The organism is Alphaproteobacteria bacterium (genome assembly GCA_041396705.1).
Taxonomy (GTDB): Bacteria; Pseudomonadota; Alphaproteobacteria; order CALKHQ01; family CALKHQ01; genus CALKHQ01.
In genome coordinates, this window is the sequence record JAWKYB010000015.1 from 35,829 (window position 1) to 61,310 (window position 25,482).

The following is a 25,482-nucleotide window of genomic DNA, read 5'->3' on the forward strand; positions in this document are numbered from 1 at the left end:
GCGGTGCGAACGGCGCGCACGGCGGTCCGAACGTCTGCTGCCAAACCCTGTCAGCAGCCCCAGTGCGCCGCCAACCCTCGCTTTGCCACCGCCCTGTCGCGTGCTACATCGTCGCCATGCCGGAAGGACATCCTGAGCCCGTGCGCGCCGCCGACGTGATCGCGGTGCGCGGCGCCCGCGAACACAACCTGAAGAATATCAATGTAGAGCTGCCGCGCAACCGTTTGGTTGTGATCACCGGCCTGTCCGGCTCGGGCAAGTCGTCGCTGGCGTTCGACACGATCTATGCCGAAGGGCAGCGCCGCTATGTCGAATCGCTGTCGGCCTATGCGCGCCAATTCCTCGAGCTGATGCAGAAGCCCGACGTCGATTCCATCGACGGGCTGTCGCCGGCGATCTCGATCGAGCAGAAGACCACCTCGCGCAACCCGCGCTCCACCGTCGGCACGGTGACCGAGGTCTACGACTACATGCGCCTGCTGTGGGCGCGCATCGGCGTGCCCTATTCGCCCGCCACCGGCCTGCCGATCGAGAGCCAGACGGTCAGCCAGATGGTCGACCGGGCGATGGCGATGCCGGAAGGCACCCGCCTGCTGGTGCTGGCGCCGATCATACGCGGCCGCAAGGGCGAGTACCGCAAGGAGCTGGCCGAGCTGCAGAAGCGCGGCTACCAGCGGGTAAAGATCGACGGCGCGATCCACGACATCGCCGAGGCGCCGGCGCTGGACAAGAAGCGCAAGCACGACATCGAGATCGTGGTCGACCGGGTGGTTGTGCGCGAGGGCCTGGAGACGCGGCTGGCCGACAGCCTGGAGGCCTGCCTCGATCTGGCCGAGCAGCTGGCCATCGTCGAGGACGCGCAGACGGGCGAGCGCACCATCTTCTCGGCCAAGTTCGCCTGCCCGGTGTCCGGCTTCACCATCGAGGAGATCGAGCCGCGGCTGTTCTCGTTCAACAACCCGTTCGGTGCCTGCCCGGCCTGCGACGGGCTGGGCACCAAGACCGTGATCGACCCGGCGCTGGTCGTGCCCGACGGGACGAAGAGCCTGCGCCAGGGCGCGATCGCGCCGTGGCAGGGTTCGACCTCGCCCTATTACATGCAGACCCTCGATTCCATCGCGAAGCACTACAAGGCCAGCGTCTCGGTCCCCTTCGACGAGCTGCCCTGGAAGGTGCAGCAGGCCATCCTCTACGGCACCGGAGAGGAGACCATCACCTTCGCCTATGACGACGGCCTGCGCAGCTACAAGACCAGCAAGGCGTTCGAGGGCGTGATCCCGAACATGGAGCGGCGCTGGCGCGAGACCGACAGCCAGTGGGTGCGCGAGGAACTGGCCAAGTTCCAGATGCTGAGCCCGTGCGAGGCCTGCGGCGGCCGGCGGCTGAAGCCGGAGGCCCTGGCGGTGAAGGTCGACAGGCTGACGATCAGCGAGGTCGCCGACATGTCGATCGTCGGCGCACGCGACTGGTTCGCCGCGCTGAACGACCGGCTGAGCGACAAGGACAAGACCATTGCCTATCGCATCCTGCGCGAGATCAACGAGCGGCTGGGCTTCCTGGTCGACGTCGGGCTGGAATATCTGACGCTGTCGCGCACCTCCGGCACGCTGTCGGGCGGCGAGAGCCAGCGCATCCGGCTGGCCAGCCAGATCGGCTCCGGCCTTTCCGGCGTGCTCTACGTGCTCGACGAGCCGTCGATCGGCCTGCACCAGCGCGACAACGAGCGGCTGCTGGCCACGCTGGTGCGGCTGCGCGACCTCGGCAACACCGTCATCGTCGTCGAGCACGACGAGGAGGCGATGCGCAGCGCCGACTATCTGGTCGACATGGGCCCCGGCGCCGGCGTGCACGGCGGCGAGGTCGTCGCGGCGGGCGTGCCCGAGGCGGTGATGCAGCACCCGGACAGCCTGACCGGCAAGTACCTGACCGGGCTGGAGCAGATCCCGCTGCCGCCGGAGCGCCGCCGCATCCGCCGCAACCGCATGGTCAGCGTGGTCGGCGCCAGCGCCAACAACCTGCGCAAGGTCGACGCCGAGATCCCGCTCGGCACCTTCACCTGCGTCACCGGGGTTTCCGGCGGCGGCAAGTCCTCGCTGATCATCGAGACGCTGTACAAGGCGATGGCGCGCAAGCTGAACGGCGCGCGCGAGACGCCGGGCCCGCACGACGCGATCAAGGGCCTGGAGCACCTGGACAAGGTGATCGACATCGACCAGTCACCGATCGGCCGCACCCCGCGGTCGAACCCGGCGACCTATACCGGCGCCTTCGGCCCGATCCGCGACTGGTTCGCCGGCCTGCCGGAGGCCAAGGCGCGCGGCTACAAGCCGGGACGGTTCTCGTTCAACGTCAAGGGCGGGCGCTGCGAGGCCTGCCAGGGCGACGGCGTGATCAAGATCGAGATGCACTTCCTGCCCGACGTCTACGTGCAGTGCGACGTCTGCAAGGGCAAGCGCTACAACCGCGAGACGCTGGAGGTGACCTACCGCGAGAAGTCGATCGCCGACGTGCTCGACATGACGGTCGACGAGGGCGCGGACTTCTTCAAGGCGGTGCCGTCGATCCGCGAGAAGATGACGACGCTGCAGCGGGTCGGCCTCGGCTACATCAAGATCGGCCAGTCGGCGACGACCCTGTCCGGCGGCGAGGCGCAGCGCGTCAAGCTGTCGAAGGAGCTGTCGCGCCGCGCCACCGGCCGCACCTTTTACATCCTCGACGAGCCGACCACGGGGCTGCACTTCGAGGATGTGCGCAAGCTGCTGGAGGTGCTGCACGCCCTGGTCGACACCGGCAACACCGTGCTGGTGATCGAGCACAATCTCGAGGTGATCAAGACCGCGGACTGGATTATCGACATCGGGCCGGAGGGCGGCGACAAGGGCGGCCGCATCGTCGCTTCCGGCACGCCGGAGGACGTGGCCGCGGTGCCGGAGAGCTACACCGGCCAGTTCCTCGCGCCAATGCTGCGGCCGCGGCTGGCCGACAAGCGCCGCAGCGCCTGAGCGGGCGCCAAAGGCATCTGGCGGCGCCTCCGGTCAGCGCGACGAGCCGTCGGCACGCAGCCAGTCGTGGACCGGATGGTAGCGCACGCTGCCGTCGGGCGCGTCCTCGCCGGTAGCGCCGTCCAGGCAATCCGACGGCGAGATGCCGAAGCGGTCGCGAAACGCGCGGTTGAAGTTGCCGGGATGGAAGAAGCCCCACCGCTCGGCGACGCTCCGCACCGCCCCGCGCGCATGGGCAGCGGCGGCCAGGTCCGCGAAGCACTGGTCGAGCCGCTGATCGGCGATATACCGCGCCACGCCGCCGTCCGGACGGAACTCTCGGTACAGGACGGATCGCGAAACGCCCATCTGGCCGCAGATGCGCTCGGGCGTCAGTTCCGGGTCCGCCAGGTTGTGCGCGATGAACGCGCGCAGCATGGCGCTGCTGCGATGGGCGCCGCGATCGACTGCGCGCCTGCCCGCCGTTTTCAGCATGAGCGTGCCGACGAGGGCGAGGAACGCCGCCGCCAGTTCCTCCGCGTCGGCACGACCGTCGGCGACGGCCGTGCGCAGGGCCTCGTGGGCGAGGTCGAGCATTCTGCCCTGCGGCGTGTCCAGGCAGAGGGTCCGATAGGGCGGGTCCACTGACGGATCGTAGCCGATCAGATCGTGCGGGATGCAGACGCCGGCCGTCGCCACTTCGCTGGTCACCGTCCTATAGACACGCGACATGTCGATCACATGGACCGAGCCCTGGTCGATCCGGGTCGACATGTCCGCGGCCAGGCCGCGCGAGGTCCCGGCCATGTAGCGCTCGTAGAGCAGATAGTTGTGGTCGACGCCCCTGATGCGCGACGGGACATGGGCGAAACGCTGCGGGATGAATCGCACCTCGGTGAGGATCAGGCGCTGGTGCCGCCGGATGTGTGCCTCTGCCGCGATCCGGTTGGTCTCCGCGAGAGGCGCAAGTTCGTAGAACACCCGCGCGACGTGGCGCCATTCGTCGAATGTGTAGCGCACCTCCCCTCCTCCGCGTTCCTCGGGTTGCACCGAACCGAGCGGGCGTCCGGCAAGCGCGGCGCGGCGGCCCGCCGGCACGGAAACGCCCGGAGCACGAAATTCGGCACGGAGCAAGTACGAGCCGCGCATGTATATAGCACATAATGGGCGGGATGTGTTGGCGGATCGTTCGCCTGCCGAGCGCAGTCGGCGCGAACAGCAACACATTCGCCATGGGTGCGACGCGACCGACACAAGGCTTGGCGCGGCGCACGTGGCGCGGCGACTGGTTGCCGATTGTCCAAGGGAAGGATTCAGATCATGCCCGATATTATGCTGAAGGACGCAGTCGACATGCTTCGGCACGAGCCGGAGGATTTCTTCGAGAGCGTGTACTTGATTTGCGACCTGGGTAACGGCGAAACGAAATCGTCGGGAAGCCAGACCGCTTACATCCAGGAGGTGCGAAGCAGCGTCGGCAAATTCAAGGTCGACGACATCGACGGCATTCCGCTCGTCATACACTTCGACAAGTCGGGGCATGACCTGTGCGAGAAGGCCAAGTACGCCTTCGATGCCTATTACGTTCCCGGCATCGAAGGGAAAGACGTATCCTTTTCGCTCCCGCAGTTTGACGGACCGGCGATCTGCATCACCGACACCTCGACGCACAAGGCGTTCTCCTACGGCAGTCAATCCAAAGGCGGCTGCTGCCTGGCAACGAACCTGGGCACGCACGGCGGCTACAAGCCCTCGGAGCAAGAGGGCCAGGTCGTCGATCCCAAGTTCAAGGCCCCCGTCTTCAACTTCAAGAATCCAGCCAGGGAGTTCTCCGTTGCCGGATCGCGGGATGAATACGGCAAGTGGAGTTTTTACTGCCAGGAGCACGCCACATTGAGCCGACTGGCCAGGAAGGCGGTCAAACTCTAGGCGGCTCCCTCGCCGGACCGGTGCTCTTCGACGGCATGCCAACGGCGGCGGTCGTCGGAGAGGTCTCGTTGGAGAAGAGCGGTCGGCCTGCCGGTTCGCGCCGGGACTCAGGCCGACAGCACGAAGTCGAAACGCCCGGTCAGACCGTCCGCGCCGCCGCCGATGGCCATCGCCAGGGCCGGATCGAACAGGCGGTCCGACGCATTGGCGGGTTCGTCCGGGAAATAGAGCTGGGTGGTCAGCACCGCGGTGCCGGCCGCCTGTGCCTTGACGTGGATATGCCGGGTGCGGCGGCCATAGAGCCCGGGCACGATCGTCCGCAGCCAGTATCGCCCGGCAGCGTCGGTGCGCTGATACCCGCGGAAGCGGTAGCCGTCGTTGTCGTAGATGCCGTCGGCATTCGCGTGCCAGATGTCGACCACGGCATCGCCGAGCGGAAGGCACGCCGCGTCGGTGACGAAGCCTTCCAGCAGCAGCGGGACACCCGGGCCGTCGCCGGTGAAATCTGACCGCAACGGTGTGCCGGGCGTGTAGTAAGGACCTTCGGTCTGCGGCGGGGTCCCGCCTGGGGCGCACGCCTGCGCATGGGCTGCGCGCACCAGCAATCCGACGCCGACCGCGCTGCCGCCCGCGATCAGCAGCCGCCGTCGTGACAGCGCCAACGGCATGGCCTTCCCTCCTCCGGATCCGGACGGCAGCGCGGCGCCGCCTCGCCGTCGCTGCGCGCCGTCACATCCAGCATAGGCCCTCTGTGCTGACGATCACAGGCGCCTCACGGACATTTGCCTATCTGTGCGCCCCACAGTCGGAGGGGGCCTGCGCGACGCGAAAGCGCGACATTCCAGATTTTGGGGGATTTGAAATGCCGACTGTCAACGAAGCGAAGCTGAACGAGTTCATTGGCCAGGTCCTGGGCGACCTGGGCGGCGCATACAGCGTCGCGCTCGTGCGCATGGGCGAACGGCTGGGCCTTTACCGGGCGCTCAACGACAACGGGCCGGCGACCAGCCAGGAGCTGGCCGACCGAACCAACCTGGCGGAGCGCTATGTGCGCGAGTGGCTGTCGCACCATGCCGCATCCGGCTATGTCACTTACGATCCCGACACCCGGCGCTTCACGCTGCCGCCGGAGCAGGCGATGGTGTTCGCCAACGAGAACAGCCCGGTCTATCTGCTCGGCGCGTTCGACACCGTGCTGTCGACCCTGCAGAACCAGCCGCATGTCGAGGACGCGTTCCGCCACGGCGGCGGCGTGCCGTGGGGCGCGCAGTCCGGCTGCATGTTCTGCGCGGTCGCCAAGTTCTTCCGCCCCGGCTACCAGCACAACCTGGTGCAGGCGTGGCTGCCGGCACTGGAAGGGGTGGTGCCGAAGCTGGAGGAATGCGCGGTCGTCGCCGACGTCGGCTGCGGCCACGGCCATTCGACCCTGATCATGGCGGAGGCGTTCCCGAACTCCACCTTCGTCGGCTACGACTTCCACGCGGAATCCATCGCCGAGGCCCGCAAGCACGCCCGGGCGCACGGCCTGGACAACGTGCGCTTCGAGGTAGCGCTGGCCAAGGACTATCCCGGCACCGACTACGACCTGGTCACCTTCTTCGACTGCCTGCACGACATGGGCGACCCCGAGGGCGCGGCCGCGCACGTGCGCAGGTCGCTGGCGCCGGGCGGCAGCTGGATGATCGTCGAGCCCAAGGCCGGCGATACGCTGGAAGAAAACCTGAACCCGGTCGGCCGGCTGTACTATGCGGCCTCGACCATGATCTGCCTGCCGACGTCGCTGGCGCAGGAGACCGGGACCGGGCTCGGCGCCCAGGCCGGCGAGGCCCGGCTGCGCGAGGTGATCGGCGCGGGTGGCTTCGCCCGGGTGCGCCGCGCCACCGAGACTCCGTTCAATCTTGTGCTCGAGGCGCGGGCCTGACCATCCCGCACTGACGGACCGGTACGGCGCCTCGTTGCCGCCATGCAGCGCGGTGCCGTACAGGTCGCAAGCGCGGCTATCGCGCCAGAGCGTCGGACCAGTGACCGCCCTGCGGCCCGAGGAGCCTGACCTCGTCGAAGACGATCTGGACGTCGCCATCGGGATGGTCGCCATAGACGACCAGGATGGCCGGCAGCCGGCCCGGGTTGGTGAACCACTCGACGCGGCCGCCGACCGCCGTGATCCGCAACGCGTCCAGCGCCCAGCCCGCTGCCAGACCGCGACCCGACAGCAGCGTGACCACGCATCGGCTGTCGCGGTTGAACGGTTCGGGAGTGAAGGCGATCCCGCGATCGTTCACCGTGCACGGCTGGTAGCCGGGCGCCGGCAAAGCCTGCCGCCCGAACCCGCGCGTCGTGGCGAGACTGAAGAAGTCCGGGCCGGATGCCACGTACAGCTCCGGCCGGTCTGACAGCGCGTCGCCTGGATGCTCGCAATAGAGCCGGCCGTCGGCCAGGGTCCCTGCCGGAACCAGCGGCGGCGTGCACACGCACCGATTGCTGGCTTCGTCCGGCATGGTGGTGTCGTGGCAGTTCCAGTAGCAGACCGTGCCCTCGCCGGCCGGATTTCGGGCGCTGACCCGGTAGGGGCCAAGGCACAGGGCATCGCCGAAGTGCGTGTTGATGCTGTCGCGCAGATGTTCGGGCAACTGCAGCTGCTGGCCTTCGGCCGCTGCCGGCGGAATGCAGAGCAGTACGAGCGAGAAAATAAACTGGATGCGCATTCGACACCTCCTGTGGTCGCGATCCGGCACGCAGGCGAGCCAGCCTCGCATCCCCGCCTTGCCATTGGCTGAATGCGAGTACGCCCCGGCCTGCCTGGCCGGGGCGTTCCCTAGAACCTTCCTGGTTCTATTGCAGTGCCGCCTGCCAGCTCTGGCCGGCGGGGCCAAGCAGGTCGACCGAGACGATCTGGGCGATCACCTTGTCGCCGAACGGCGGGATGATCAGCCGGATCTGGAACGGGAACGCCGTCGTCGAGCCGATCGGCGTCGCCTGCCCGTAGACCTGGGACATGTTGTAGTCCTCGTACTGCCAGCCATAGGCGAGCTGGCGGCCGCCGAACATGGTGACGATGCAGGTGCGCGCCTTGTTGTCAGGCAGGTTGGTCATCTGGAAGATGATCGTGTTGCCGTTGACCTGGCACACCGCCCCGCCCTGGTCGACCTGGGTGGTGAAGGTGAAGCCGGCGCCCTGTGCCGTCGGGATCAGCTGGTTGCCGGGCGCGGTGTAACGGATCACCTGCGGCAGCTGCGGCTGGGCGGTACCCAAGCAATAGCGCCGCCCGTCGTTCAGGAAGCCCGCCTCCTGCGTGCCCGGCAGGCAGTCGCACTGGCCGGTCTGCGGGTTCGGCTGCGTCGACTGGTGGCAGTTGAACACGCACTGGTTGGTGCCAGGGTTCAGCACCTGGTACGGCCCCGGGCAGTTCGGCGGAGGCGGCGTCTGCTGCGCCGGCAGGCAATTGCGGAAGATCACACCGCCGATGTTGGCGGCACCGAAGCTCGACCATTCGAACCCCGGCGCACACTCGCACTGGTCGCCGGCGGCGTTCAACTGCGACGAGTTGGGCGGATTGCCGAAATAGTCCCAGCAGTTGAGACACTGGTTGTTGGCGGCAATCTGCCCCGGCGCGCACTGCTGCGGCGGAGGCGGCGGCGCGTTGCCGGCCTGCACCTGCGCGGCCGACATCCTGTCGCCCGGGAAGGTCCCCGGCTGGTAGCCGGGCACGTTGTTGACGTTGGCATAGTCGCCGGGCCCGAGCGTGATCGCCTGGCCGTTGCCCTGGCCGTAGTTGGCGTCGCGGTAGAAGGTCCAGGTTCCGGAGACGACACGGATCGATTCGACGTCGTTGTCGAAGCCGATCGCGTTGAAGTCCGCCACGTTGCGCGTGAGAATCCGGTACTGGCCGCCGAAATTGGCGAAGTCGTAGACAATCGCTACGCCCTGCGGCTGCGGACCCTGGCTGTCCTGCAGCAGCTGCGCCGACGACATCCGGTCGTTCGGGAAGTTGCCCTGCGCGGCGTCGGCCAGCGACCAGCAGGTCTCGGTGTATCCGCTCGGCCCGAGCTGGAACGACGGGCCGTTGCCCTCGCCATAGTTGGCGTCGCGGTAGAAGCGGAACGCCCCGGTGATGACCATCAGCGAATTGACCCGGTTGTCGAAGCCGATCTGGTCGAAGTTGCCGACCGAACGGTCGAGCATGCGGTACTGGCCGGTGCAGTTGTTGCCGTCGAACAGGATGGCCTCTGCTGCCTGCGCAGCGATCGACGTACAAAGCGTTGCGCCTGCGAAAAGCGCAGCGGCGACGGCGCCTCGCCTGAGACTTGCGGGGTTCATGGCGGTTTCCTCTTTATTGGGAGGGTAGGTCGCGCGCGGCCGAGGCCCCACCGGCCTCGCGGTGGCCACGCACGGGCGATCCGGGCGCCGCAAAGGACAGGGCCCGAATGGATTGGGCAGCCGCACCGCCTTGGGTGGCGGTCGAGCGGGCTGCCGCGAATTGAGTATTGGCTGATCCGATCATGCCGGCGACAAGACGCCGGCGCACGGGCGATCCCTCCGCCGAGACGGCGACAGGTATCGAGGTGCGATCAACGCGCGAATGACTGCCCGGGAATCCGGGCATGACGGTGCCGACATGGCGGCCGAAAGGCATTGCTGCCTCCTCTGCCATCCGTTGTCCCCGTCAATAATGACCTGACCGCAATAACGCGGCAACAATAAGGCGCAGCCATCCCGCAAAGTGAGCCGCGTCACAGCGATCGGCGCGGTCGTGCAGGCAATGGCGGCCCCGCTATCCCGGCCAGCAACGGCGACGCGGTTTCGGCAAAGCGACCTTCAAACGGCCATCAGTCCCGGCGAGAGGCAGCCAAAATCGGGAAACGCGGCCGTCGTGAAATCCGACGGGAAACGTCCGCAGCGAACTTCCACGCGATCGGGAAGTTCGCTGCGAACGAACCCTGGCCGAACCGATGCGGTCCGCGGGCGCTTCCTCAGCCCAATATCGGGATCATCGTCGCATCTCGGAACCCATCGGAATAGTCTCCCAGCGGTGAATACCAGCCAGGCCCGAGCGGACCGGTTTCCCAGGCGATCCGCTTGTTGGCCTGTTGCCATTTGGCGAACTTCGCGGCTGCACGCGCCGGATAGTCCCGCAGTCGGCACATCACGTTCAGCCAAGGATCGGCGACCCACATGTCAGCAGCCGGCGCATTTGTCGCCAGATCCCGAACGGCATTGACGAACATCAGGTCCCCGCAAGCCTCGTGATCACCGACCACGCAGAACATGTGATCGGCCGGGTCGTCCAGCATGACAAGCGCCACCGGCGCGGGGGTTTGCTCGCCCAGTCGATGCCACGCGCTCGCTGCCGCCATCAAGGCGAGCTCGCCGCAATTCGCCGCAGTCGGGGGCGCGGCAAGCATCCCTTTTCCAAACTGCAGAAACGTCTGAGGGTTGACGGGATTGGTTTGCCTATATGCGTTCAATCTGCGCATTGCGGATCGGCGCCGGTGCTCATAGGCCGGAACGGTCTCGCCATGCGCCAGCGGTTTCAGCAGCGGTTCGTCCTGCAAGAGGTCACCGGCAGCATAGAACGACCCAGGGTTGACATGTAGCTTGTTGTCCGACTTGCGTCCCGTTGTGTAGATGGCCCTGGCCTCAGCGAATCCTGCGCTGGCAGCGTGCATGTATGACATTGTCGCCTCTTCTTCGAAAAAGATACTGGGGTGAGTCTGTTCGGCCTCGCGGCGTTCGGCGGCATGCCGTGAACCCCTACCCGGGTTCCAGCCGTTGGCAGCCGCGCCAGGCAACTGCCCTGGCCGCGCAAGCCCGGGGGATCGGCTGTTCGTTGGGCTACCGATCGCGATCGGACATGTCCGGCAGAACCGAACCCGTCGCCTGAGCGCCGCCGCTGCGGCTGACGCCCCGGCCGTCTCGGGCCACGTCGCCCGCCGGGTTTTGCTCGATGGCGTGCAGGGTGTAGATGGCGCCTCTGATCGGATGCGAATTCGTGGTCACGCGATAACGCGTGCCCGCCAGAGGCGCGATAAAACTCCGCGCACTCTCGCATACGTAGTATCTTTGCATATGAGCGCCGGTTGAAGGGAGCATTGGGTTCTCCGGTTCCTGGATCAGGTAACTTCAGGCGGTGCGAGGGCCTACCTGGCTAAGCAAAGGCAATGCAAGATCTGTAATTCTCGAACCTTCACCAGTTCTTGCATTGATCTTTGCTCTGCGCGTGGATGTCGGTTACCCTTCCCCCCAACACACCCACGATCATCATCCTGACTTTTCCGCGCACATTGGAACAACATCCCAGTCCGCACTCTTATTCCTTCGGACGTGCATTTTTCATGTTGATTTTTTCTCGCAGCGCCTCAGGAATAAGCTCGGTTCCTCAGGTGTTGTCCGAGCGACAGGCCTGTCATGCGCCCGCCGTCGAAATCACGCGAGACAGGCAGATCATGGTCCACAGCACGAGCGGAGAGGATGCCGCCGAGATTTCACGAACACTGGTTTCGCTGTTGCCGCGCCTGCGTCGCTTCGGCACCAGCCTGTCCGGTTCGCTCGATCGCGCCGACGACCTGGTCCAGGACGCCTGCGAGCGCGCGCTCAACCGGGTCGACCAGTTCACGCCGGGCACGCGACTGGACAGCTGGATGTTCGCGATAATGCATTCGATCTGGAAGAACCGGCTGCGAGCCGACGCCGTGCGCGGCGGCGGCGGCAACGTGGATGCGGACCAGCTCGTCGACGAGCGGGCCCACAGCGAGGCCGAAGCGCGGGCGGAGCTGAGCCTGCTCGACCGGCTGATCCTCGCGCTGCCCGAGGAGCAGCGGCTTGCCCTCATGCTCGTGTCGGTCGAGGGCCATTCCTACAAGGAGGCCGCGACGCTGCTCGGCGTGCCGATCGGCACCGTCATGAGCCGGCTGTCCCGCGCCCGCGGCGCGCTGGCCACGGCGGCGGCCGAAGGCGCGCAGGCAGAGGCCCGTCAATGAGCGCCGTGATCGCCTATGAAGGTCTGCCGCCGCTGTCGCAGGATTCGCTCGGCGACTACCTGGCCGCCTGGCTGGACGGCGTCCTGGACGACGCGACGGCCGAACGGGTCGACGCCATGGTGAAAAGCGACCCCGCAGCGGCGCGGCTGGCCGAGCAGATGCGCGCGCTGGACCGCCAGTTGCCGCACGCGTTCGCCGGCGTCATGCGCGCGCCGGTGCCGCTGGCGTTGGCGCGCGCGGCCGGCCCCGTCCCGGTTGCGCCGTCCCGCCCGCGGGCGACGGCGGGTGGGGGACCGGACGGCGGCTTGCCGTCCGGGCCGCCGGGCGGGGCCAGCGTCACGCCGCTTCGACGCCCGCCGCGGACGCTCGAACGCACGCGCACCTGGGTGATGGCTGCCGCCGCCGGCGCGCTGATCGCCGCGGTCGGCATTCCGCTGGCCTATCGCTACGGCATCGAGACCGGCGTCGTCCAGGAAGCCGAAACCGACCTCGTCCGCCACGGCTGGCTGACGCAGGTCGCGCAGTACCATCGTGCCTACAGCGCCGAGTCGCGACATCTGGTCGAGGTGCCTGCAGCCGAAAGCGAGCACATAACCGCCTGGCTGGGCGAGCGGCTGGACCGGCCGTTTGCGATCCCGGATCTGGCCGGACAGGGCCTGGATTTCCGCGGCGCCCGCATGTTGATCATCGACGGCAAGCCGGTTGCGCAGCTGATGTATGCCCAGGACGATGCGATCTTCGGCCTTTGCTTCCTGGCGACCGACGGCGCGGACGCGGGATTCAGCGAAACCACGCGCGACGAACTGGGGTTGGTCAGCTGGCGCGACGCCGGCTATGCGTTCGTGGTGGTCGGACCGTCATCGACAGGCGAATTGCTGGAGATCGCCGAAAGCGCGCGGGCACAGATCTGACGGCACCGCCGTGCGCGCGGCCGAGGTTGGCCGCCCCTGACGCTCAGAACCGATAGCCGTAGCGGACGCCGACGGTTTCCAGGCCCTCGTTGGGGTCGCAGAGAAACGCGTTGGAGATGTGGTCTCAGTGCAGCGCCACATTGTTGTGCACGTCGATGTTCCAGCCCAGGTCGGCGGCACCGCGGAACAGCACCCGACAGCCCAGCAACGTGCGGTCGCGCGGCCCGGCGTCGGTCTTGCCATTGTGGATGGCACCGCCGCCGCCAATCTCGAAGAAGATTTCGTCGGTCAGGTCGAACGACCAGGTCAGCCCGGCATAGACCTGATCGGTGGCATCGCTGTCGAAGTTGAAGGTGGCGCCGAGATGCGGCTCCGGCGCCAGGATGGCGTCCAGGAAGGCGGGGCTGGCAAATCGGACCTCGATATTGGCGTCGACGGCGTCCTCGTCGTGCGTGGTCAGAGGGCCGTAGTCGTGCGCCAGCACGCCGATGTGCACGCCGCTGACGAACCCGGCATCCTGGGCGTCCGCGGCAGCGGGAATCGCCAGCGCAGACAAGACGGCAACGACAGAACCGGTCCGGACCATGGGGGACGTCCTCTCAGCCTGTGCCGCGAGCACGCGGCGCGATCGAACTAGCCGCTGCGGCCGCATTCGCATACCCGGCATGGAGCCTTCGCTTGCCGCAACCGTGCCCGGCGGCTATCTGAGCGCCCATGACCAGCGACAGCGACATCCTGCACATCGTCGGCGGCGGGTTGGCCGGCAGCGAGGCGGCCTGGCAGGCGGCGGAGGCCGGCACCCGCGTGGTGCTGCACGAGATGCGCCCGCTGCGCACCACCGAGGCGCACCAGACCGACAGGCTGGCCGAGCTGGTCTGCTCGAACTCGTTCCGCTCCGACGATGCAGAGAACAATGCCGTCGGCCTGCTGCATGCGGAGATGCGGCGCTGCGGCTCGCTGGTGATCGCCTGCGCCGACGCGGCCAAGGTGCCGGCCGGCGGCGCGCTGGCGGTCGACCGCGAGCGCTTCGCCGAGGCGGTGACCGGGCTCATCGCCGGCCATCCGCGCATCGCGGTGGTGCGCGAGGCGGTCGACGGCTGGCCGCCCGACGCCTGGAGCCGGGTCATCGTCGCCACCGGGCCGCTGACGGCGCCCGGCCTGGCCGAGGCGATCCGCGCGCTACCGGCAGCGAGGCGCTGGCTTCTTCGACGCGATCGCGCCGATCGTGCATGCCGACAGCATCGACATGGCGAAGGCGTGGAAGCAGTCGCGCTACGACAAGGTCGGGCCGGAAGGCGACGGGGCCGACTACATCAACTGCGCCTTCGACGCCGCCGGCTACGACGCGTTCATCGATGCCCTGCTCGCCGCCGAGAAGACCGAATTCAAGGACTGGGAGCGCGACACGCCCTATTTCGAGGGCTGCCTGCCGATCGAGGTGATGGCCGAGCGCGGGCGCGAGACTCTGCGCTTCGGGCCGATGAAGCCGGTCGGCCTGACCGACCCGCACACCGGCCGGCGCCCGCATGCGGTCGTCCAGCTGCGCCAGGACAATGCGCTCGCCACGCTGTTCAACCTGGTCGGCTTCCAGACCAAGCTGAAATACGGCGAGCAGGCACGGATCTTCCGGATGATCCCGGGCCTGGAGCAGGCCGAATTCGCGCGGCTGGGCGGCATCCACCGCAACACCTTCATCAACGCCCCGGCCCTGCTCGATGGCATCTGCCGGCTGAAGGCGGAACCGCGCATCCGCTTCGCCGGCCAGATCACCGGGGTCGAGGGCTATGTGGAGAGCGCCGCCATCGGCCTGCTCTGCGGCCGTTTCGCGGCCGCCGAGGTGCGGGGAGAAGCGCCCAACCCGCCGCCGCCGACCACGGCGCTCGGCGCGCTGCTCGGGCACATCACCGGCGGCGCCGACGCCGCCACCTTCCAGCCGATGAACGTGAACTTCGGCCTGTTCCCCGGCTTCGCCGGCGACAACGGGCCGAAGAAGCACCGGCTGCGCGGGCGCGAGCGCAAGCACGCAATGGCCGCCCGCGCGCTCGCCGATCTCGACCTCTGGCTCGGCGCGCGCAGCGCCGCGGCGGAATAGCGCTCAGTTGCGGCCGAACAGGCCGCCCTCGCGCGGGGCGCCGGAATGGCCCGGCAGCAGGCTGGTCCAGCCGGCCCGGATCTCCGCCGCCCTCAGCTCGGCCGCAGCCAGCAGGCCGGACGCCGCATTCGCGCGCTCGGCCGCGACCCAGGCGCGGAAGTCGGTTTCGGTCTCCACACCCATCGCCGTCCAGATGCCGGACCGCGGGTCGCGGTCCAGCTCCCAACGCGCCTCGGCGGCCAGCACCCAGGCCAAGATCTCCACCGGATCCTCGACGCCGAAATCGCCCGGCTTGATGGCGATGAGGCCGAGAGCCGTCGGCTCGCCGAGGGCCGCGGCCTGCTGCATCAGCGACGCCGCTCGGGCCGGATCGTCGCGCCGCACCATCATCGCCATCGGCGCCATCGCCTCCGGCCGCCCGGCCGCCGCGGCTTCGCCCAGCAGCACGATGGCTCGAGCCAGTTCGTCCTGGACAGTCACCGATTCGTCGACCGTCGGCAGCAGGCCGAAACGGTGGAGCAGACCCAGCCGGCTCACCGCCACGACGGAGCCGGCGTCGATTGCGCGCTGGTACCAGCTGATCGCCTCCGGATAGCGCGCACCGGTGTTCGCCGCCGTGCGGTCGATCGCCATGGGCTGGAACTGGTAGATCGTGCCGAGCTGGATCATGGCGTGGATGCTGCCCGCCGTCGCCGCCTGCTGCAGCCAAGCGAACGCAACCCCGTAGTTGGGATTGGCTACCGTGTAGCCCATCTGCAGGTTGGCCAGCATGGTCATCGCCAGCGTATCGCCGGCATTGCCCATCTCCGCGAGCGTGGCGAAAGCGGTGTCGTAGTCGCCCGCGTCGAGCGCCACGCGCACGCTGTCGTAACCGTCGGCCAAGGCCGAACCCGCCGCAAGGCAAAGCCCGACCGCCGCCGCAATGATCCTGTGCGTCATGGTCCGTTGCCGCCCCTCCGGTTTCGGCCGCGACGTGCGCCGTGGCGCACGCGCGGCCCATGCGTTCAATTGCGGCCGAACAGGCCGCCGCCCGACCCGCTGTCGCTGTCGTCTGCCGCGGCACCCACCTGCCCCGGCATATAGCTGACCCAGCCGGCGGTGATCTCCGCCGCCCTCGCCTCGGCAACGGCGGCATCTGCCGGATCGGCGGCCGCGATGGCTTCGTCGAGGAGTGCGACGAAGTCCTGGCCGGTATCCGCACCTGCGATGATCAGCAGCGGCGATCGCGGGTTGGGGGCATAGGCCCAGGCGGTGCGCGCGGCGAATTTCCAGGTCAAGGCGTCGATCGGGTCGGTAATCTCGCCAAATTCGGGCTTGGCAGCCAGCATGCCGACGGCCAGCGGATCGCCGAGTGCGGCCGCCTCCCGGATCAGTGCGGCGAACCGCGCGCCGTCGTCGCGCCGCACCATTTGCGCCAGCATGCTCATGGCCGCCGGGTTGCCCGCCGCGGCGGCGCGCTCGAGAAACTCCCTGGACAGCCGTAGCTCGTCGTCCGCCGTAACCAGCCCGAAGGCGCGCGAGTAGACGCCGAGCCGATAGAGCCCGCCGATCTTGCCCAGTGCGATGGCGGAGCCCGCATCGGCGGCGCGTCCGAACCAGTCCAACGCCTCCGGATATCCGGCAGCCATCGGCATCTCGGCACGGTCCGGAAACAGCAGCGGGCCCGAACGCTGGTAAAGCGCGCCGAGTTCGAGCATGGCGTTCACGCTGCCGTCCGCTGCGGCCTGTTCAAGCCAGGCGATCGCGACGCCGGCTTCGGGCGGGCCGGCCGCTTCGCTCAGCAGGAGGTTGGCCAGCGCGGTCGCCGCGAAGGTGTCGCCGGCCTCCGCCATCGCTGCGAGCGCGCTGAAGGCGGTGTCGTAGTCGCCAGCGTCCAGCGCGGAACGGACGGCGTCGTAATCGTCCGCCGCCGCCGCGCCGCAAACGCCGAGCGCCATGGCACCGGCCAGAAAAATCCGTCTCATTGCGATCCTCCCACCTGAAATCGAGCGTCGAATGGCTGCGGCCACCGCCTCGTCGCCAGGGCGTCGGCGGCCGGCCGAGATGTCTATGCGTCGCACGGCATCCGTCGCGGCCGCAAGAGAAGCCGCCGTATGCGTGCCGGCGCGCCGTTCAGCGCCGGCCCGGCCGCAGCAGCGCGAACAGCAGGCGCCAGGAATCGCCGGGTCCCGCGGCGGCGACGGTTGCGTCATAGGGGTCGTATCCGGCTTTTTTGAGGCGCCGCAGCCGCGCCCGCGCCAGGGTCGCATGCATCCGGTCGACGCGACCGCCTGCCGGCCCGGCCAGGCGGCGTGCCGCCTCCGGCGCCAACTCCGCCACCGCGGCGGCCAGCCGCACGTCGCCAGGCGCGCCGGTCCGCAGGGCGGTTGCGGGCAGGCCATGCCGCGCCGCCACGTCCGCCGGCACCGCCAGCGGTCCCGCCCGCCGGTTCTGCGCCAGTTCGCACAGCAGGCGGGCGATGCCGTAGCCCGCGGCGACGCCAGCGCCCGCATCCGCACCGATCGCGGCGGGAACCTGTCCGGTGGCGGCGCGGCCCAGGGTCAGCAGCGGACCTTCGGTCGCCGCACAGTAGCCGGCGAGATCCTCCACTCCGGCGAAGGGTGCGGGGTCAAGATCGCGCTCGCGCGCGTCGATCATGGCGTCGAACGGTGCACGCGGCAGGCCGAAGCGGGCGACCGCGGCAGCCAACGGCTGGATGACCGCATGGCGGCGCGGCGCGCCTGCAAAGATGCCGTCGACGCTCTCGCGCCACCATTGCAGCCGGATCTGTCCCAGCATCGGCTCGCTGACCACGTGCACGGTCTTGGCCAATTCGCAGTTCAGCGCGAACAGCGCGGTCAGCGCTGCGCGCGCAGCCGCCGGGGCGAACAGCGCGACCAGATAGCGGTCGCGGTCGCCGTGACGGATCAGGTCCAGGCAATAGGCCAGGTCGGTGTCGTCGCCCGGCCGGTTTCCGCGTGCGGTCATCCGGCCAGCATGGCGCGCCCCCGGCGAAAGGCAAGGGGACGGAACCGACGGCCATCGTCGGGGTTCACAGGACAGGCGCGACGCTCTATGTGGAAGGCGTGGCCGGCGCTCCGCCACATCTCCGCCCGGCCAGCACGCAACTCAGAACAAAGGGATCGAGACTCCGATGGCGTTCGAACTTCCCCCCCTGCCCTATGACCGGACCGCACTGGAGCCGCATTATTCGGGCGAAACCCTCGACTTTCACCACGGCAAGCACCACAAGGCCTATGTCGACAACCTGAACAAGCTGATCGACGGCACCGACAATGCCGGCAAGAGCCTGGTGGAGATCATCAAGGCATCGGCCGGCGACGCGTCGAAAGCCGGCCTGTTCAACAACTCCGCCCAGATCTGGAACCACACCTTCTTCTGGCATTCGATGAAGCCGGGCGGCGGCGGTGCCCCGTCGGGTGCGCTGGCCGACGCGATCAATCGCGATTTCGGCAGCCTGGACGGCTTCAAGGAGGCGTTCGCCCAGGCCGGCGCCACCCAGTTCGGCAGCGGCTGGGCGTGGCTGGTCAGCGAAGGCGGCAAGCTGAAGGTCACCAAGACGCCGAATGCCGAGACGCCGCTGACCGGCAGCGCAACGCCGCTGCTGACTGCGGACGTGTGGGAGCACGCCTACTACATCGACTACCGCAACGCGCGGCCGAAGTATCTCGACGTGTTCCTCAACAACCTGATCAACTGGGACTTCGCGGCGGAGAATTTCGCCGGCTGATCGCGGCCCATGCAGAAACGGCGGAGACTCCTCTCCGCCGCTTCCGCAAGTCAGGCTTCGGCCGCCGCCGTCCTCACGAGGAACGTCCCGCGATGACGGATTCGAGGGCCGCCGCCCGACTTTCCGCGCGCAGCGATTCCACTTTGTTCAGGTCGCCCAGCAGGTTGGCGGTGCGGTGCGCGGTGCGGAATTCCTCCTCGCAGCGCCGCTGGGCCCGCTCGACGATCACTTCGGGACTGGACGTGCCATCGTCGATCTCCAGCGCCGACGAGCGCACGCAGAAGCGGTATTCGCGGATGGTCTGGTCGAGGAACTGCTGATAGTCCTCGACCTGCAGCCGCACGATGGCGTCGGGCGCATCCGGCAAACCCGGACGCGCGAGATCGGTTTCGGCACCCTCGATGACGGCGTCGGCCGTTTCCGTGCCGCCTGCGTCAGCAGCCGTCTCGTCGCTCAGGCCCAGTGTCTCGCAGGCCGAAACCATGGCCGTCAGGGCCAGGATTCCGGCAAGATGTAAAGTCCGCATCGGCCTCTTGCCCCGGCCCACAACCTGTGCGGCGCGGCCGTTTTCGTTCAAGCACAAACTCTTACAGCGAAATATCAACCGACCGCAAGAAGCACCGCCGCAACCCGGCGCCCTTCGGCGAGCAGGATGTTGTAAGTGCGGCAGGCGGCGCCAGTATCCATGGCGTCGCAGCCGATGCCGTGGGCGCGCAGCGCCGGACGCAGCGCACGCGGCAACAGCCGCATCGCCGTGCCGGTTCCGACCAGCAGGATCTCCGGCGCGGGCATGAGCGCGAGAACCGGGGCCAGCGTCGCCTCGGTCCAGCTTTCGAGTTCGGCGTCGGTCCATGGGCTGACCGCGGTCGGGCTCACCAGCACGCCGCCCGCGAACGTCTCGCCGGAGATGGTGAAACGGCCGGGCCCATAGCGCTGCACCACCTTGGCGTCGCGCGCGATATGCGGGGTGATCTCCATCGCCCCTCCCGGCTCGGTATGCGGCGCAGGCGGATCAGGCCGCCTTGGCGGCCTCGCTGCCTTCCGGCGCGTCGTCGGTGCCGCCGTCGCTGCGCACCTTCATGTAGATCAGCAGCGGCCCGGCGACGAAGATCGAGGAATAGGTGCCGATGACGATGCCCCAGATCATCGCGCCGGCGAAATCGTGCACCACCGCGCCGCCGAACAGGAACAGCGCGACCACCGCGATCAGCGTGGTCATGCTGGTCATGATCGTGCGCGACAGCGTCTGATTGATCGACAGGTCGAGCAGCTCCCGCATCTCGGTCTTCTTGTACTTGCGCAGGTTCTCGCGCACCCGGTCGAACACCACCACGGTGTCGTTGATCGAATAGCCGGCGATGGTCAGCACCGCGGCGACCGTGGCGAGATTGAACTCGAGCTGCAGCACCGCGAACAGGCCGATCGTCGAGATCACGTCGTGCGCCAGGGCGACGATGGCGCCGACGCCGTACTGCCATTCGAAGCGGAACCAGATGTAGAACATGATCGCGACCAGGGCGATCGTGACCGCGAGGATGGCGGCCTCGCGCAGCTCGCCGCCGACCTTGGGCCCGACGAACTCGACCCGGCGCAGCTCGACGCCCTCGCCCAACGCCTGCTGCACCGCGGCGGTCAGCGCGGCGTCCTCGCCTTCGGCCTCGCTCTGCCGCTCGATGCGGATCAGCACGTCGTTGTCGTCGCCGAACGCCTGCAGGCTGACCTCGCCCAGGCCCAGCCCGTCCAGGCTGCTGCGCATGCCGGCGATGTCCGGCTCGTCCTGGGTCCGCACCTCGATCAGCGTGCCGCCGACGAAGTCGATGCCGTAGTTCAAGCCCTGGGTCAGGAACGCGATGATCGAGCCGACCACCAGCAGCGCGGAGAAGATGACCGCGACCCCGCGCATCTTCATGAACGGAAACTTGGTGTCGCTGGGGATCAGGCGCAGATGCAGCATGGCGGCGACCTATAGGGCGAGCGCTTGCGGCCGCCGGCGGCGCAGCCAGGTCGCGACCTGGAGCCGGGTGACCATGATGGCGGTGAACATCGAGGTCAGGATGCCGATCGCCAGCGTGACCGCGAAGCCCTTGATCGGCCCGGAGCCGAACTGGAACAGGATCGCGGCCGCGATCAGCGTGGTCAGGTTGGCGTCGACGATTGTGGTGATGGCGCGCCGGAAGCCGATCTCGCACGCATTCAGCGGCGAGCGGCCGGTCGCCACCTCCTCGCGGATGCGCTCGTAGATCAGCACGTTGGCATCGACCGCCATGCCGACGGTCAGCACGATGCCGGCGATGCCCGGCAGCGTCAGGGTGGCGCCGAGCGCCGACAGGATCGCCATCAGCAGCACCAGGTTGGCGACCAGCGCCACATTGGCGAACACGCCGAACAGGCCGTAGGCCATCACCATGAATACCACGACGGCGCCCATGCCGATGACGCAGGCCAGCACGCCGGCATCGATCGAATCCTGGCCCAGGCCGGGCCCGACCGAGCGCTGCTCCAGCACCTTCAGCGGTGCCGGCAGCGCGCCGGCACGCAGCAGTACGGCCAGCGTGGTCGCGCTCTCGGCGCTGAAGCTACCGCGGATGATGCCGCTGCCGCCGGTGATCGGCTCGTCGATCTTCGGCGCGCTGATCACCTCGCCGTCCAGGACGATTGCCAGATACTCGTCGACATGCTCGTTGGTGACCCGCGCGAAGTCGCGCGCGCCCTTGGTGTTGAAGCGGAACGAAACCACCCAGCCCTGGTCGGTGGTGAACTGGGGCGCCGCATGCTCGACGTCGGCGCCGTTGGTGACGATCTGGCGGAAGATCGGCCACATCGTGGTGCCGTTCTGGTCGGGCACGATGATGGTGTCGGACGGCGGCCGGGCTTCGTTCGGCGAGACCGCCGTGTTGACCAGATGGAAGGTCATCCGGCCGGTCTTCTCGATGATGTCGAGGATTTCCTGGGGATCGTCGACGCCGGGCACCTCGACGATGATGCGGTCGTCGCCCTGGCTCTGCACGGTGGATTCGCGCACGCCCAGCTCGTCGACTCGCCGCCGCACCACCTCGATCGCACGGTCGATGGTCAGCTTGTCCAGCTCGGCCCTGGCATCCTCGCCATAGGTGATGCGCCCCGCGCCGGCCTCGTCGAACGTCACCGTCAGCGCGGAATCCAGCGTGGTCAGGGCATCGACCGCCCGGTCACGGTCGGTGGCCGGGTCGCGCAGGGTGACGCTGACCGCCTCGCGGCCGGCCGACAGGCCGGTGTAACCGATACGCGGCTCGGCATCGTTGAATGCCGCACGGACCGCGTCCTCCAGGCTCTCCATCCGCTCGGAATGGGCGGTAGCCAGATCGACTTCGAGCAGGAAGTGGACGCCGCCCTGCAGATCGAGCCCGAGCGCGACCTGCTTGTTCGGCAGCCAGCCGGGGGCGTCGGCAAGGTCCTGCTTGGAGAACAGGTTCGGCGCAGCGAAGGCCGCGCCGAGCACGACGATGCCGAGAATCACCAAGGTCTGCCACAAGGATATCCGCAGCATCGCCTAACGGTCCCTCGTGCCGGCCCGCGCCGGCACCGACTTTTCTTTATTGGCCAGAGGACTAGCCGTTGGACTTCTTGAACCTGCCGAGCAGGCCGCCACCGCCGCTGGATTCGTCCTGTGCCGGCGCGGACGGCGTGGCGGTCGCGCGGCTGTCGGAGCGGTTGAGGATGTCGGACAGGGTATGCTTCAGCACCTTGACGCGCACCCCTTCGGCGATCTCGACCATCAGCTCGTTCTCGCCGAGGTCCTTGGTCACCACGCCGATGATGCCGCCCTGGGTGACGACGCGGTCGCCGCGGCGGGCGCTGGCCACCATCGCGCGGTGCGCCTTCATCTTCTTCTGCTGCGGGCGGATCAGGAGGAAATAGAAAACGACGAAGATCAGGATCAGCGGCACGAAGGTCATCAGCATGTCGCCGCCGCCCGGCGCTGCCGCAGCCCCCGCCGCCGCGTCGCCCGTGGCTTCCTGGGCCCACGCCGTTGAAATCAGCATACCGAAACTCCCCCGATGCAAAGTCGGCGGACTATAGCCACCGATGGATGGGTGTCAAACTGCGCGGGACCATATATGGGAGCGGCCCCCATGGAAAGCACGGTCACATTTGCTTACACCGGCAGCGACCCGGCGCGGCGCGGCGATCGGGCGGCCCGCCCGAATTGACCGGGCCCGGGCGACCGGCTACCGTCCGCGCTTCCAACAGCAGGTAGTGCCACGATGCCCGACGCCGATCTCGAACCCGTGCTGCGGCAGATCGCCGATGCGCTCGACCGCATGGCGCCGCCCGAACCGCCGGAGGTGGACTGGAGCGCCGCCGACGCCTTCATCTGGCACGGCGAGGAGGAGTGGCTGCAGCCGGTGGAAAGCGTCAGCCGGCTCGATCTCGACCTGCTGCAGGGCATCGACCGGGTGCGCGACATCCTGCGGTCAAACACCGAGCGCTTCGCCAACAGCCTGCCGGCCAACAACGCGCTTCTGTGGGGCGCGCGCGGCATGGGCAAGTCGTCGCTGGTCAAGGCGGTTCATGCCGCCATCAACCTGGGCCGCACCGAGCCGCTGGTGCTGGTCGAGATCCACCGCGAGGAGATCGCCACGCTGCCGGCCCTGCTCGGCCACCTGCGGCCGGTACGCCGCCGCTTCCTGATCTTCTGCGACGACCTTTCGTTCGACAGCGACGACACCAGCTACAAGTCGCTGAAGGCGGTGCTCGACGGCGGCGTCGAGGGCCGGCCGGCGAACGTGCTGTTCTACGCCACCTCGAACCGCCGCCACCTGATGGCCCGCGACATGATCGAGAACGAGCAGGGCAGCGCGATCAATCCGGGCGAAGCGGTGGAAGAGAAGGTGTCGCTGTCGGACCGCTTCGGGCTGTGGCTCGGCTTCCACGCCTGCAACCAGCCGACCTACCTGGCCATGATCGACGCCTATGCCGACCATTTCCGGCTGCCGGTCGACCGCGACGCGCTGCACGCCGAGGCCAAGGAGTGGTCGGTCACGCGCGGCGCGCGCTCGGGCCGGGTGGCCTGGCAGTTCATCACCGACCTCGCCGGGCGCCTGGGCCAGACCCTGGACTGAGCGGCGCGGCGCGCTGCGGCGCTGCGCGCAGCCACCATCGCGGAGAAAATGCAATGCCCAGGATCGACGTGGACGCCATCGCGACCGCGGTGGGAACGATGTACCCCGCGCCCTTCGATGCGCCTTGCCGGGCGCGCCAGCGCAAGCGGCTTGGCGACGCGGCCGGGCTGACCCAGTTCGGGGTCAACCTGCTGACTCTGCCGCCGGGTGCCTGGTCCAGCCAGCGCCACTGGCACACCCACGAGGACGAGTTCGTCTTCGTGGTCGCGGGCGAGCTGGTGCTGGTCGACGATGACGGCGAGACCACGCTGCGCGCGGGCGACGCCGCCGGCTTCAAGGGCGGCGCACAGAACGGCCATTGCCTGCAGAACCGCTCGGAACGCCCGGCCGTCGTGCTGGAGGTCGGCAGCCGCATTGACGCCGACGCCGCCTACTATCCGGGTCTCGACCTGGTCGCACCGGCCGGCGGCGAGCCGGCCCTGTTCACCCGCAGCGACGGCACGCCCTATCAGGACATCCGCCGCCGCGGCCCGGACGACTAGCGGTTCGTCCGGCTAGCCATCCAGATAGGCCTGCGGATCGACCGGCTCGGTGCCGCGCCTGAGCTCGAAATGCAGCTGGGCGGTGCTGACCGCGCCGGTCTTGCCGACGCGGCCGATCACCTGGCCGCGGGTGACCGTGTCGCCCTCTGAAACCAGGATCGCCTCGGCATGGCCATAGGCCGTGACCCAGCCGTCGGCATGGCGGATCAGCACCAGGTTGCCGAAGGTGTCGATGTCCTCGCCGACATAGGCCACCACGCCGGCCTCGGCCGCCAGGATCGGTGTACCCTCGGGCGCGGCGATGTTGATGCCGTCGTTCGGCACCGTGCCCTGGCCGAAGGCCGACAGCACCTGGCCGGAGACCGGCCGCAGGAAGCCCGATCCGCTGAGCACCGGCAGGCCGCCGGCCGCGGTGGACGGCGGCGGCGCCGCGGTCTGTGCCGGCGGCAGCGGTGCGTCGGGGGCGATCTCGGCCTGTGCCGGCGGGATCACCGGGTTCGAGGTTGCCGCCTGTGGCGGCGCGGCCGCCGGCAGGCCCGAAGTGTCCAGCGTCGGCGCCTGCAAGGCGGCGACCTGCTGGCCGGGCGCGGCCGGCCCGGCCCCGGTGGTGCCGACCAGCGGGATCGGATCGCCGGTGGCGACGGAGCCGGTCGCAAAGGCGGGCGGCTGGGCGGTACCGGCCGTTGCACCCGGCACGACGCCGAAGGCGGGCGGTTGCACGGCAGTTGAGGTCGCCGCGGCGGCGGCACCCGGCGCGGGCAGTGCCGAAACCTGCACGCTCGACGTCGGCGCCGCGCTGGTCGCGATCACGCCCGTCGCACCCGACGCCGCGGCCTGCGGCATCATCAGCGTCCGTCCGGCCTGCACCGTGTAGGGCGCGCCTATGCCGTTGATCCGCGCCAATTCCGCCGGCGTGGTGCCGTAGCGGCGCGCGATCATGTCGATGGTCTCGCCCGGCTGCACCACATATTGCGCCGGCGCGGGTACCACCAGCCGCTGGCCGACCGTCAGCTGATAGGGCGCGCCGAGGCCGTTGCGCGCCGCCAGTTCCTCCGGTGTCGTACCGTATCGCGACGCGATGCTGTAGATCGACTCACCGGCCGCCACCTGGTGGCCGACCGGGCCGGTGGCGGAACCCGACGACCGCGGATTCACCCCGGCAAAGCCGCAACCGCCGACGATGGCGGCCAGCAGCAGTGCGCTCGTTGCTCGCCACAT

At 68.6% G+C, this 25,482-nt stretch carries 22 protein-coding genes and 2 pseudogenes; 9 read left to right on the top strand and 15 right to left on the bottom strand.

The window, feature by feature from the left end; all coding sequences use genetic code 11:
- The first annotated feature begins 140 nt into the window (after positions 1 to 140).
- Positions 141 to 3,002, top strand: a complete 2,862-nt coding sequence (gene uvrA, locus R3F55_20000; protein MEZ5669677.1) for an excinuclease ABC subunit UvrA — start codon at positions 141 to 143, stop codon at positions 3,000 to 3,002.
- A 33-nt stretch (positions 3,003 to 3,035) separates the two neighbouring features.
- On the opposite strand, the gene R3F55_20005 is transcribed toward uvrA, so the two are convergent.
- On the bottom strand, positions 3,036 to 4,001 hold the full coding sequence (locus R3F55_20005) for a helix-turn-helix domain-containing protein (GenBank protein MEZ5669678.1): 966 nt from the start codon (positions 3,999 to 4,001) through the stop codon (positions 3,036 to 3,038).
- Between the two features lie 300 nt (positions 4,002 to 4,301).
- Here R3F55_20005 and R3F55_20010 point away from each other — a divergent pair, with 300 nt between their 5' ends.
- The gene (locus R3F55_20010; GenBank protein ID MEZ5669679.1) at positions 4,302 to 4,910 is read left to right on the top strand and encodes a hypothetical protein; all 609 of its coding nucleotides are present in this window, start codon (positions 4,302 to 4,304) and stop codon (positions 4,908 to 4,910) included.
- Between the two features lie 107 nt (positions 4,911 to 5,017).
- On the opposite strand, the gene R3F55_20015 is transcribed toward R3F55_20010, so the two are convergent.
- On the bottom strand, positions 5,018 to 5,578 hold the full coding sequence (locus R3F55_20015; protein ID MEZ5669680.1) for an intradiol ring-cleavage dioxygenase: 561 nt from the start codon (positions 5,576 to 5,578) through the stop codon (positions 5,018 to 5,020).
- Positions 5,579 to 5,772: 194 nt separating this feature from the next.
- On the opposite strand from R3F55_20015, the gene R3F55_20020 reads away from it, so the two are divergent.
- Positions 5,773 to 6,831 (top strand): class I SAM-dependent methyltransferase, encoded by a 1,059-nt coding sequence (locus R3F55_20020; GenBank protein ID MEZ5669681.1) that lies wholly within the window; start codon positions 5,773 to 5,775, stop codon positions 6,829 to 6,831.
- 76 nt (positions 6,832 to 6,907) lie between these two features.
- On the opposite strand, the gene R3F55_20025 is transcribed toward R3F55_20020, so the two are convergent.
- From R3F55_20025 to R3F55_20035, 3 genes are all read right to left on the bottom strand, one after another.
- The gene (locus R3F55_20025) at positions 6,908 to 7,666 is read right to left on the bottom strand and encodes a hypothetical protein (GenBank protein MEZ5669682.1); all 759 of its coding nucleotides are present in this window, start codon (positions 7,664 to 7,666) and stop codon (positions 6,908 to 6,910) included.
- 76 nt (positions 7,667 to 7,742) lie between these two features.
- The gene (locus R3F55_20030; GenBank protein MEZ5669683.1) at positions 7,743 to 9,227 is read right to left on the bottom strand and encodes a beta/gamma crystallin-related protein; all 1,485 of its coding nucleotides are present in this window, start codon (positions 9,225 to 9,227) and stop codon (positions 7,743 to 7,745) included.
- Positions 9,228 to 9,880: 653 nt separating this feature from the next.
- Positions 9,881 to 10,576 (bottom strand): hypothetical protein, encoded by a 696-nt coding sequence (locus R3F55_20035; protein ID MEZ5669684.1) that lies wholly within the window; start codon positions 10,574 to 10,576, stop codon positions 9,881 to 9,883.
- Between the two features lie 666 nt (positions 10,577 to 11,242).
- On the opposite strand from R3F55_20035, the gene R3F55_20040 reads away from it, so the two are divergent.
- Positions 11,243 to 11,887, top strand: a complete 645-nt coding sequence (locus R3F55_20040; GenBank protein MEZ5669685.1) for an RNA polymerase sigma factor — start codon at positions 11,243 to 11,245, stop codon at positions 11,885 to 11,887.
- A complete protein-coding gene (locus tag R3F55_20045) occupies positions 11,884 to 12,798 on the top strand; it encodes an anti-sigma factor (protein ID MEZ5669686.1) in 915 nt (304 codons plus the stop codon). The genes R3F55_20040 and R3F55_20045 overlap by 4 nt, the downstream gene beginning before the upstream one ends.
- Before the next feature lie 43 nt (positions 12,799 to 12,841).
- On the opposite strand, the pseudogene R3F55_20050 reads toward R3F55_20045, so the two are convergent.
- Positions 12,842 to 13,465: pseudogene (locus R3F55_20050) on the bottom strand (acyloxyacyl hydrolase).
- 47 nt (positions 13,466 to 13,512) lie between these two features.
- Between R3F55_20050 and trmFO the strand changes: the two are divergent.
- Positions 13,513 to 14,890 (top strand): annotated as a pseudogene (gene trmFO / locus R3F55_20055) (methylenetetrahydrofolate--tRNA-(uracil(54)-C(5))-methyltransferase (FADH(2)-oxidizing) TrmFO).
- Between the two features lie 3 nt (positions 14,891 to 14,893).
- Here trmFO and R3F55_20060 read toward each other — a convergent pair.
- From R3F55_20060 to R3F55_20070, 3 genes are all read right to left on the bottom strand, one after another.
- The gene (locus tag R3F55_20060; protein ID MEZ5669687.1) at positions 14,894 to 15,829 is read right to left on the bottom strand and encodes a hypothetical protein; all 936 of its coding nucleotides are present in this window, start codon (positions 15,827 to 15,829) and stop codon (positions 14,894 to 14,896) included.
- Between the two features lie 65 nt (positions 15,830 to 15,894).
- Positions 15,895 to 16,899, bottom strand: a complete 1,005-nt coding sequence (locus R3F55_20065) for a hypothetical protein (GenBank protein ID MEZ5669688.1) — start codon at positions 16,897 to 16,899, stop codon at positions 15,895 to 15,897.
- Between the two features lie 103 nt (positions 16,900 to 17,002).
- Positions 17,003 to 17,857, bottom strand: coding sequence for a squalene/phytoene synthase family protein (locus tag R3F55_20070; GenBank protein ID MEZ5669689.1), 855 nt, complete (start codon positions 17,855 to 17,857; stop codon positions 17,003 to 17,005).
- A gap of 166 nt (positions 17,858 to 18,023) precedes the next feature.
- Between R3F55_20070 and R3F55_20075 the strand changes: the two genes are divergently transcribed.
- Positions 18,024 to 18,620, top strand: a complete 597-nt coding sequence (locus R3F55_20075) for a superoxide dismutase (protein ID MEZ5669690.1) — start codon at positions 18,024 to 18,026, stop codon at positions 18,618 to 18,620.
- 73 nt (positions 18,621 to 18,693) lie between these two features.
- Here R3F55_20075 and R3F55_20080 read toward each other — a convergent pair whose 3' ends face one another.
- The 5 genes from R3F55_20080 to yajC all read right to left on the bottom strand — a co-directional run bounded on the left by R3F55_20080 (position 18,694) and on the right by yajC (position 22,642).
- Positions 18,694 to 19,197 (bottom strand): hypothetical protein, encoded by a 504-nt coding sequence (locus tag R3F55_20080; protein ID MEZ5669691.1) that lies wholly within the window; start codon positions 19,195 to 19,197, stop codon positions 18,694 to 18,696.
- A 23-nt stretch (positions 19,198 to 19,220) separates the two neighbouring features.
- A complete protein-coding gene (locus R3F55_20085) occupies positions 19,221 to 19,598 on the bottom strand; it encodes an Mth938-like domain-containing protein (GenBank protein MEZ5669692.1) in 378 nt (125 codons plus the stop codon).
- A 34-nt stretch (positions 19,599 to 19,632) separates the two neighbouring features.
- Positions 19,633 to 20,574: a protein translocase subunit SecF gene (secF, locus tag R3F55_20090; GenBank protein ID MEZ5669693.1), complete on the bottom strand. Its 942-nt coding sequence runs from the start codon at positions 20,572 to 20,574 to the stop codon at positions 19,633 to 19,635.
- A 9-nt stretch (positions 20,575 to 20,583) separates the two neighbouring features.
- On the bottom strand, positions 20,584 to 22,146 hold the full coding sequence (gene secD / locus R3F55_20095; GenBank protein MEZ5669694.1) for a protein translocase subunit SecD: 1,563 nt from the start codon (positions 22,144 to 22,146) through the stop codon (positions 20,584 to 20,586).
- Between the two features lie 61 nt (positions 22,147 to 22,207).
- Positions 22,208 to 22,642: a preprotein translocase subunit YajC gene (yajC, locus tag R3F55_20100; GenBank protein ID MEZ5669695.1), complete on the bottom strand. Its 435-nt coding sequence runs from the start codon at positions 22,640 to 22,642 to the stop codon at positions 22,208 to 22,210.
- Positions 22,643 to 22,864: 222 nt separating this feature from the next.
- Here yajC and R3F55_20105 point away from each other — a divergent pair, with 222 nt between their 5' ends.
- Both R3F55_20105 and R3F55_20110 read left to right on the top strand, forming a co-directional pair.
- A complete protein-coding gene (locus R3F55_20105) occupies positions 22,865 to 23,722 on the top strand; it encodes an ATP-binding protein (protein MEZ5669696.1) in 858 nt (285 codons plus the stop codon).
- 53 nt (positions 23,723 to 23,775) lie between these two features.
- Positions 23,776 to 24,264 (top strand): cupin domain-containing protein, encoded by a 489-nt coding sequence (locus tag R3F55_20110; GenBank protein ID MEZ5669697.1) that lies wholly within the window; start codon positions 23,776 to 23,778, stop codon positions 24,262 to 24,264.
- A gap of 12 nt (positions 24,265 to 24,276) precedes the next feature.
- On the opposite strand, the gene R3F55_20115 is transcribed toward R3F55_20110, so the two are convergent.
- On the bottom strand, positions 24,277 to 25,482 hold the full coding sequence (locus R3F55_20115) for a LysM peptidoglycan-binding domain-containing M23 family metallopeptidase (protein MEZ5669698.1): 1,206 nt from the start codon (positions 25,480 to 25,482) through the stop codon (positions 24,277 to 24,279).